The sequence below is a fragment of the Myxococcus sp. AS-1-15 genome (assembly GCF_020037055.1).
GTDB classification, from domain to species: Bacteria; Myxococcota; Myxococcia; order Myxococcales; family Myxococcaceae; genus Myxococcus; species Myxococcus fulvus.
Genome location: NZ_JAIQDF010000013.1, coordinates 307,316 through 315,479 on the forward strand (window position 1 = coordinate 307,316; position 8,164 = coordinate 315,479).

Annotated in this window: 9 protein-coding genes; 6 read left to right on the top strand and 3 right to left on the bottom strand. The window is 71.2% G+C overall.

The features are described from left to right. Positions 1 to 3 precede the first annotated feature (3 nt). The 6 genes from K8625_RS31195 (at position 4) to K8625_RS31220 (ending at position 5,935) form a co-directional block, all read left to right on the top strand. Positions 4 to 1,182 carry a beta-ketoacyl-ACP synthase gene (locus K8625_RS31195; protein WP_223784761.1) on the top strand — a complete coding sequence of 393 codons (1,179 nt, stop codon included), beginning with the start codon at positions 4 to 6 and terminating at the stop codon, positions 1,180 to 1,182. Then, positions 1,182 to 1,646 (top strand): 3-hydroxylacyl-ACP dehydratase, encoded by a 465-nt coding sequence (locus K8625_RS31200; protein WP_141325833.1) that lies wholly within the window; start codon positions 1,182 to 1,184, stop codon positions 1,644 to 1,646. Before K8625_RS31195 ends, K8625_RS31200 begins: the two co-directional genes overlap by 1 nt. Continuing rightward, the gene (fabG, locus tag K8625_RS31205) at positions 1,639 to 2,370 is read left to right on the top strand and encodes a 3-oxoacyl-ACP reductase FabG (protein WP_223750183.1); all 732 of its coding nucleotides are present in this window, start codon (positions 1,639 to 1,641) and stop codon (positions 2,368 to 2,370) included. Before K8625_RS31200 ends, fabG begins: the two co-directional genes overlap by 8 nt. Beyond that, a complete protein-coding gene (locus K8625_RS31210; RefSeq protein WP_141325835.1) occupies positions 2,367 to 3,605 on the top strand; it encodes a beta-ketoacyl-ACP synthase in 1,239 nt (412 codons plus the stop codon). Before fabG ends, K8625_RS31210 begins: the two co-directional genes overlap by 4 nt. A gap of 11 nt (positions 3,606 to 3,616) precedes the next feature. Then, on the top strand, positions 3,617 to 4,060 hold the full coding sequence (locus K8625_RS31215) for an excinuclease ATPase subunit (protein WP_223750184.1): 444 nt from the start codon (positions 3,617 to 3,619) through the stop codon (positions 4,058 to 4,060). A gap of 102 nt (positions 4,061 to 4,162) precedes the next feature. Then, on the top strand, positions 4,163 to 5,935 hold the full coding sequence (locus K8625_RS31220) for a serine/threonine-protein kinase (RefSeq protein WP_223750185.1): 1,773 nt from the start codon (positions 4,163 to 4,165) through the stop codon (positions 5,933 to 5,935). A 211-nt stretch (positions 5,936 to 6,146) separates the two neighbouring features. On the opposite strand, the gene K8625_RS31225 is transcribed toward K8625_RS31220, so the two are convergent. The 3 genes from K8625_RS31225 to K8625_RS31235 form a co-directional block, all read right to left on the bottom strand. Continuing rightward, on the bottom strand, positions 6,147 to 6,959 hold the full coding sequence (locus K8625_RS31225) for a DUF429 domain-containing protein (RefSeq protein ID WP_223784762.1): 813 nt from the start codon (positions 6,957 to 6,959) through the stop codon (positions 6,147 to 6,149). 36 nt (positions 6,960 to 6,995) lie between these two features. Continuing rightward, positions 6,996 to 7,403, bottom strand: coding sequence for a hypothetical protein (locus K8625_RS31230; RefSeq protein ID WP_223750187.1), 408 nt, complete (start codon positions 7,401 to 7,403; stop codon positions 6,996 to 6,998). A gap of 84 nt (positions 7,404 to 7,487) precedes the next feature. Beyond that, a partial coding sequence (locus K8625_RS31235) for a TetR/AcrR family transcriptional regulator (RefSeq protein WP_223784763.1) occupies positions 7,488 to 8,164 on the bottom strand: 677 nt, incomplete at its 5' end.

Genomic DNA, 8,164 nt, shown 5'->3' on the forward strand with positions numbered 1-8,164 from the left:
CCCGTGACGCCGCCCGTCTTCCTCAACCACCTCGGCGTGGTGTGCGCCCTGGGCCATGGCACCACCGAGGTGGCCCAGGCCCTCTTCGGCGCCCAGCCGACGGGCGTGGCCCCCAGCCCCGACTTCGCCTCCCGCGTGCTGCACGTGGGGCAGGTCACCTCGCCGCTCGTGGCCACGGACGCGCTGCCGGTGCACCTGCGAAGCCGCAACAACGCGCTCCTGCTCACCGCGCTCGCCCAGGTGCGTCCCGCCGTGGATGAGGCCCTGCTGCGCTACGGGCCCCAGCGCGTGGCCGTGGTCCTGGGCACCAGCACCTCCGGCATCGGCGAGAGCGAGGCCGCCATCAAGGTCCGCGAGGCCACGGGCGAGCTGCCCGCGCACTTCGACGTGCGACAACAGGAATTGGGCTCGCCCGCGCTGGCACTCAACCACGTGCTCGGGGTGAACGGGCCGTCGTTCGTCATCTCCACCGCGTGCTCGTCCAGCGCCAAGTCCCTGGCCACCGCGGCCCGGCTCCTGCGCTCGGGAATCGCCGACGCGGTCATCACCGGCGGCGCGGACGCGCTGTGCGCCTTCACCGTGGCGGGCTTCGCCTCGCTCGACTCGGTGAGCGAGGCCCGGTGCAACCCGATGAGCGTCCACCGCCGGGGCATCAACATCGGGGAAGGCGCGGCGCTGTTCCTGATGACGCGCGAGCCGGGGCCCGTGCGGCTCGCGGGCTGGGGCGAGTCCTCCGACGCTCACCACCTCTCCGCGCCCGAGCCCGGGGGACGGGGCGCCCTGGTCGCCATGCGGACGGCGATGGAGCGCGCGGGCGTGACGGCGGCCGACGTGGGCTACGTCAACCTCCACGGCACGGCGACGCCGCAGAACGACGCCATGGAGAGCCGCGCGGTGGCCTCGCTCCTGGGGCAGGCCGTGCCGTGCAGTTCCACCAAGCCGCTCACCGGGCACACGCTGGGGGCCGCGGGCGCGCTGGAGGCGGCCCTGTGCTGGCTGACGCTCACCGACGCCCACGGGCGGCTTCCGCCCCACTGGTGGGACGGCGAGGCGGACCCGGAGCTGCCCGCGCTGGCGCTGGTGAAGCCGGGAACGGCGCTGGGGCGCCCGCCGCGCTATGTCCTGAGCAACTCCTTCGCCTTCGGCGGCAGCAACGCCGCGCTTCTGTTGGGGACGGCCTGATGCGCACGCCCATTGCCTTCGACATCTCGGAGATTGTCCCCCACGCCGACCGCATGCGGCTGATAGACAGGGCGGTGGAAGGCGACGAGGAGGGCCTGGTGGCCGAGGTGACGCTGCGCGAGGACTGCCTCTTCCAGGAAGGGGGCGAGGTGGGCGGCTGGGTGGGCATCGAGTTCATGGCCCAGGCCATCGCCGCCTACGCCGGCTGGCGGCAGCGGCTGCAGGGACAGCCCCAGCGGATGGGCTTCCTCCTGGGCACGCGCAAGTACGAGTGCAGCCGCCCGTCGTTCAAGGTGGGCGAGCACCTTCGCATCGAGGTCCGCCGACAATTCTGGACGGACGAGGGCATGAGCCAGTTCGACTGCACCCTGGGCGTGGGCGGGGAGACGGTGGCCACCGCGGCGCTGACGGTGTTCCAGCCGCCGGCCTCGGTGGACCTGACGAAGGTGGGCAAGGATGAGTGAGAAGACGGTACTGGTGACGGGCTCCAGCCGGGGCATCGGCCGCGCCATTGCCCTGCGGCTGGCGCGCGACGGCTTCGACGTCGTGGTGCACTGCCGCGCCAAGGTGGAAGAGGCGGAGGCGGTGGCCGCGGGCGTGCGCGAGCTGGGCCGCGCGTCGCGGGTGCTGCGCTTCGACGTGGCCGACCGCGCCGACACGGAGAAGGTGCTGCTCGCGGACATCGAGGCCCACGGCTGCTACTACGGCGTGGTGTGCAACGCGGGCATCGCCCGGGACAACGCCTTCCCCGCCATGCCCGCGGAGGACTGGGACGCGGTCATCCACACCAACCTGGACGCGTTCTACAACGTGCTCAACCCGCTGAGCATGCCGCTGGTGCGCAGGCGCAAGCCCGGGCGCATCGTCACGCTGTCCTCGGTGTCCGGCCTCATGGGCAACCGGGGCCAGGTGAACTACAGCGCGGCGAAGGCGGGCATCATCGGCGCCACGAAGGCGCTGGCGGTGGAGCTGGCCAGCCGTGGAATCACGGTGAATTGCGTGGCGCCGGGCCTCATCGACACGGAGATGGTGGAGCCGCACGTCGTCGAGGAGGCGCTGAAGATGATTCCGGCGAAGCGGCTGGGCAGGCCCGAGGAGGTCGCCGCCGCGGTGAGCTTCCTGATGAGCGAGGACGCCGCGTACGTCACGCGGCAGGTCATCTCCGTGAATGGAGGGCTGCTGGGATGAAGCGGGTCGTCGTCACGGGCGTGGGCGCGCTGAGCCCCCTGGGCCATGACTGGCCGCAGGTGGAGGCCCGGCTCAGGTCGCTGCGCAATGCCGTGCAGGTCATCGAGGACTGGAAGCAGTACGAGGGGCTCAACACCCAGGTGGGCGCGCCCACCGCGCCGTTCGAGCTGCCGCCGCAGACCTACTCGCGCAAGACGATGCGCGGCATGGGCCGGGTGGCGCTGCTGGCCACGCGCGCCAGTGAGCTGGCGCTCGTCGACGCGGGGCTCCTGGGCGACGCGCTGCTCTCCAGCGGGAGGATGGGCGTGTCGTACGGCTCGTCCACCGGCTCGCCGCCGAGCATCGGCGACTTCGGCCGGATGCTGATGAACAAGAGCACCGAGGGCATCACCGCCACGTCCTACGTGCGCTCCATGTCCCATACGGCCGCCGTCAACATCGGCGTCTTCTTCGGGCTCACCGGGCGCATCATCACCACGTCGAGCGCGTGCACGTCCGGCAGCCAGGGCATCGGCTACGCGTACGAGGCCATCAAGATGGGCCGGCAGGTGGCCATGCTCGCCGGAGGCGCCGAGGAGCTGGATGCCACCGGCGCCGCCGTGTTCGACACCCTGTTCGCCACCAGCACGAAGAGCAACGGCACCCCGGAGCTGACGCCCCGCCCCTTCCACGCCCAGCGCGACGGCCTGGTGCTCGGCGAGGGCGCGTGCACGCTGGTGCTGGAGGAGCTGGAGCACGCCCGGGCCCGGGGCGCGCGCATCTACGCGGAGCTCATCGGCTACGGGACCAACAGCGACGGGCGCCACATCACCCAGCCGCACTCGGAGACCATGGCCCTGGCGATGCGACTGGCCCTGGAGGACGCGGGCGTGGAGCCGGGCGCGGTGGCCTACGTCAACGCGCACGGCACCGCCACCGACACGGGCGACGTGGCGGAGAGCGTGGCCACGAACCAGGTCTTCGGCGAGCGGATGCCCATCTCGTCCCTCAAGAGCTACATGGGACACACGCTGGGCGCCTGCGGCGCGCTGGAGGCGTGGATGACGGTGGAGATGATGCGCTCGGAGTGGTTCGCCCCCACGCTCCATCTGGATGAAGCGTCGGTGGACCCCCGCTGCGCCCCGCTGGACTACGTGACGGGAAATGGCCGAAGGATCCAGGCCGACGTCGTCATGTCGAACAACTTCGCCTTCGGTGGCATCAACACCTCGTTGATCTTCCGCCGGTGGCAGTGACGGAGAACTCCATGAAGAAGGCAATGCTGCTGTCGCTGCTCGCGCTCACCGTCTCCACCCCGGCCCTGGCGCGCGACACCGTGGTCATGATTCCGCTCAAGGAAGTCCTGGCCATGCCCCAGGCCCAGGAGAAGCTGGACGGCACGGTGCGCTTCTACCTGGCCGGCGCCAAGACGCCCGACATCGTCAAGGAGATGGGCGAGGACGTCTCCAACAAGAAGACCAACGGCCTCAACAAGTCCGACGAGGAGGGCTGCAAGTGGGCCACCCTCTCCGCGCTCATCGCCCTCCAGGAGGGCGCCAAGAAGCGCGGCGCCAACGCCGTGGTCGGCATCGTCAGCTACTACAAGAAGAACGAGCTGCAGCACGCGACCGAGATCGAGTGCCACGCCGGCACCTTCGCCATCGGCGTCGCCCTCAAGGGCACGTACGCGAAGGTCGCGGGCAAGAAGTAGCGCCTTTCCACGGGGGTCCTCGACCACCCCGGTGGCTTGGTTTGAGCCCCGTCCAAGTCGTAATTCGCGAGGAGCGGGAGGCCTGGACTAGGCTCCCGCGTCGTGACGCCCTACACGATGTTGCATCTGGCATTGGCCGGCGCCTTCCTGGTGCTCGCGCTGGTGCACCTGGCGACGTGGGGCGCGGTGCGCTCCCAGCGGGTGCAGCTGTGGCTGGCCACGAGCTTCCTGGGCTTCGCGGCGCTGAGCTTCTCCACCGGCGTGACGAGCCACGAGGCGGGGCGGCTGTTCATCGACACGCGCCCCTGGTTGCTGTTGGGCGCGCTGATGGCCATCCCCCTGCCCTACACGCTGCTGCGGGTGCTGTGGGCGCTGTTGGACCTGCCGCTGACGCCCTGGCGCAAGGTGTTGGTGGCGCTGGCGGTGGCCTTCGGCGCGCTGCGCATCGTGGACGTGCTGGGCTCGGTGCTTTCGAGCGCGAGCGTGCGGATGACGCCGGCGGAGCTGGGCCAGGCGACCTCCAGCCTGGGGTTGCCCATGTTCTGGTTGCTCGCCTTCACGGTGGGCGGGACGTGGGCGGTGGAGGCGCTGCGGGCGCTCAAGCGGCGCGGGGCCATGGCGGTGGCGGTGCTGTTCGCCGCGCTGTGCGCGCTCGGCATCCTGGGGCGGGAGCTGGCGGTGGACCTGGGGTGGACGCAGGGGCCGTCCTTGACGACGCTGGTGGGGATTCCCTTCCTGATGCTGGCGACGACGGCGCTGGCCATCCTCACCGCGCGCTCGCTGAGGGGCGCGGACCTGGGCACGGGCATCCACCGCTATCGGCGCTTGTCGCGGTTGGGGCGTGGCGGGATGGGCGAGGTGTGGCTCGCGGTGCGCACGGGGCGGGCGGGGTTCCACCGGCTGGTGGTGCTCAAGCGGATGGTCGACGAGGGGGGCGAGGACCTCGCGGTGCGGCTGCAGCGCTTCATCGGTGAGGCGCGCACCGCGGCGCGACTGCATCACCCGAACATCGTCTCCGTGCACGACCTGGGACAGGTCGACGGCGCGTGGTTCATCGTCATGGAGTACCTGAGCGGCGTGAATGCGCTGAAGCTCGCGCGGCAGGTGCGGCGCGGGAGCGTGGTGCCGCTCGAGGTCGTGGTGGAGATCTGCGTGCAGGCGCTGCGGGGGCTCGCGTACGCGCACGAGCGCGGCGTCATCCACCGGGACATCAGCGCGGACAACCTGGTGGTGACGTTCGACGGCGTGGTGAAGGTGGTGGACTTCGGCATCGCGCACGGGCTGGGCGCGCCGCAGGAGTCGTCCGTGTCCACCGCGTCCGTGCCCGCGCTGAGCCACCTCACCCAGGAAGGCGACGTCATCGGCAAGGTCGCGTACATGCCGCCCGAGCGGAGGGCGGGGGCCCCGGCGACGGTGTCCGGGGATGTGTATGCGCTCGGCTGCGTGCTGCATGAGCTGCTGTGGGGTGAGCTGCCGGGCATCGGCATGAGCCTCCAGCAGCGCGCGCTGTGGGATGGGCCCGAGGCGGCCGAGGTGAACCGGAAGCTGCGGGCCATCGTCGACCGGGCGCTGCACCCCATGCCCGCGCGGCGCTTCGAGGATGCGCGGCAGATGGAGCTGGCGCTGGAGGGGCTGAGGCCCGCGCTGCCTGCGGTGAATCTGGCGCGGTGGCTGCGCGAGGACTTCGTGGAGAAGTACGCGCATGAGTGCGCGCTCGCGGACTTGAGCGACCCCACGCCCGAGCAGGTGGAGGCGCTCCAGTCGCGCGCGCCCGGGGTGGCTCCGGTGGAGCTCGTCCCCACCCAGTTGGTGGCGCCAGTGGAGGCCGCGCCCACGGAGCTGCAGGCCACGCGCAAGCTGCGCGCCCCGAGCTGATGAAGCCGAGCGGCTCGTGCCAGCATGGCGTCCACAGAAGCCCTGCCGCGAGCGGCACGCCGAGCCTCGAGGTCCTCATCGCTCCGACCTGGCACAGACCAAGGCCGCCCCCTGGTGAGCTGCGGCGCGCGCGCTCCGAGCCGGAGCGCCCCTCGCGGCGTGGGGACGGAGGACCTCGTCGGTTGCGAGTGCCGCGCGTCTCCTCGGGGCGCTATGGGCCGGGGCGCTCCTGTACCGGGTAGATCCACCCCTCTCCCGAGCGCACCACGGAGGCGGGAGCACCACTGAACCCCGAGGCCCAGGCCGACGCGGCCGACAGCGCCGCGAAGAGCGAATCGAGCGCGTCGCCATCCGCGTCGGAGACCAGGGTGAGCTGGTCGCGGGTGGAGATGACCAGCCCGGTGGATGCACGAACGCATCGGAGGAGGTCGCGGCGGCGCTCGGCGAAGTCGCGGCCCTTGTATGGCCTGGGCAATCCCAACCAGCGGACGACCTCCGCGGGGAGCACCTCCACCACCGCCGGCCCGGGGTACATGCTCCACGGAGGAACGGCCCCGCGCCAGCCCGCGAGCGCACGCAGGCCCCAGTACGTCTGTCTGAACATGCGCAGGTTCGTGGGCGCGAACGGCGCCGAGCACGTCACGTCCGTGACGCGCTTCTTCTCCGGCCCCACCGCGTCCCTGAACGCTTCAGCCGAGGCATGCACCTTCGCCACCGCGGCCCCCAACCGCGAGGGGCCCGTCACGGGGAGCCCCAGGCGCTGGAGCTGGCTCGCCTCCAGGCTGAAGCAGAAGTCGAGCCCGGCCACGTCGGCGCCGTGGGACGACAACCAGGGCCCCAGCCCCTCCGCCACCACGAGCGCGCCTCCGGAGGAGAACGGGCGCACGAGCGACACGAGCCTCGCCCGCCCCGCCTCGAACTCCACGGTGGCGGCCCAGACCTTCCGGTGGGCGTGGACCGCGCCACTCCAGTCCACTCCCACCGCGCGCCCCTGCCGCGGGAGCCACATGCGGCGCGACGTCACGACCCGAAGCTCCCGCGCACGCTCACCCCAAGGGCCTCAGAAGTAGAGCCACCGCGCGCCCGTGGGCGAGCTCGAATACGCCGAGCACAGCAACGCGTCCGCGAAGCCACTGCCACTACAGCACGCCATCTGCGTCCCAATCTGACTGCGCAGGCAGGACTGGTTCGCATACTGGCTGCACGCGGGCAGCCCCGAGCAGGTGGACTGGGAGCACGCCGTGAACACCCCATCACACGTGACGCCCTGCCCGTCCGTGCCCGAGCACGTCGTCCCCGAACACGACACGGACGTGGACCCGGGACACGACACGGAACAGACGGCGAGCTGGGAATGCGTCGCGCCCTCCTCCGAAGGCGCCGCGGAGCCGGGCTCCAGCTCCGTCCCACCACATCCGATGAACGAAAGCGCGACGAACAACGCCAACATGACTCCCGACGGCTTCATGTGCGTACCCCCGGCTTGGACGGACAGCCGCGCGACTCTAACGCGCGAGGTCCGGGAGTTCGATGTGCCCCGCCCCACTCACCCTCACGATGAAGTGTCATCGGAAACGGGTGACCGCATCGTCAGCCCACGAAGCACCAGCTCGAGCATCTCCGAGAGCGCCGCACGCTGACGGGCGCCCTCCGCTGACGTGAGGAGCATTCCGGTGATGCCGTGGAGCCCGGCCAACAGCCCCATCGCGACGCTCCGGGGCTCGCGGACGACGAAGGCCCCCCGCGCCTTCCCCTCGACGATGATGGACTCCAGCAGCGCGAGCTCCCGCGCCCGGTCCTCCCGGAGGAAGGGCTCGGCGACGGGGATGAACTCCAGCATCGCGGTTTCAGGGAGCGAGAGCGTCCGCGTGACGCGCGTGAGCTGCGCCTCGCGCACCTCGATGAACGTGCGCAGCTTCGCTTCCGGAGTCGCCGCCCTGCGCACCGCGGCCTCCAGGTGGACGAGCGCCTCGCCCCGGTTGCGGTCGATGACGGCGCCGAGCAGGGCCTCCTTGCTCTCGAAGTGGAGGTAGACGGTCCCCTTGCCGATGCCCGCGCGCTTCGCGATGTCCTCGATGGAGGTCTTCTTGAAGCCGAGCCGGGAGAAGCTGTCCGTGGCGGCGTCGAGAATCGCGGTGCGGTGCTCGGAGCTCATTGGTAGATGGGTGGCGCGGTACCGGTCAGCGGCCCGTTTCCACCCGCCTCCTTTCAAACCGTACGTGCGGTTTT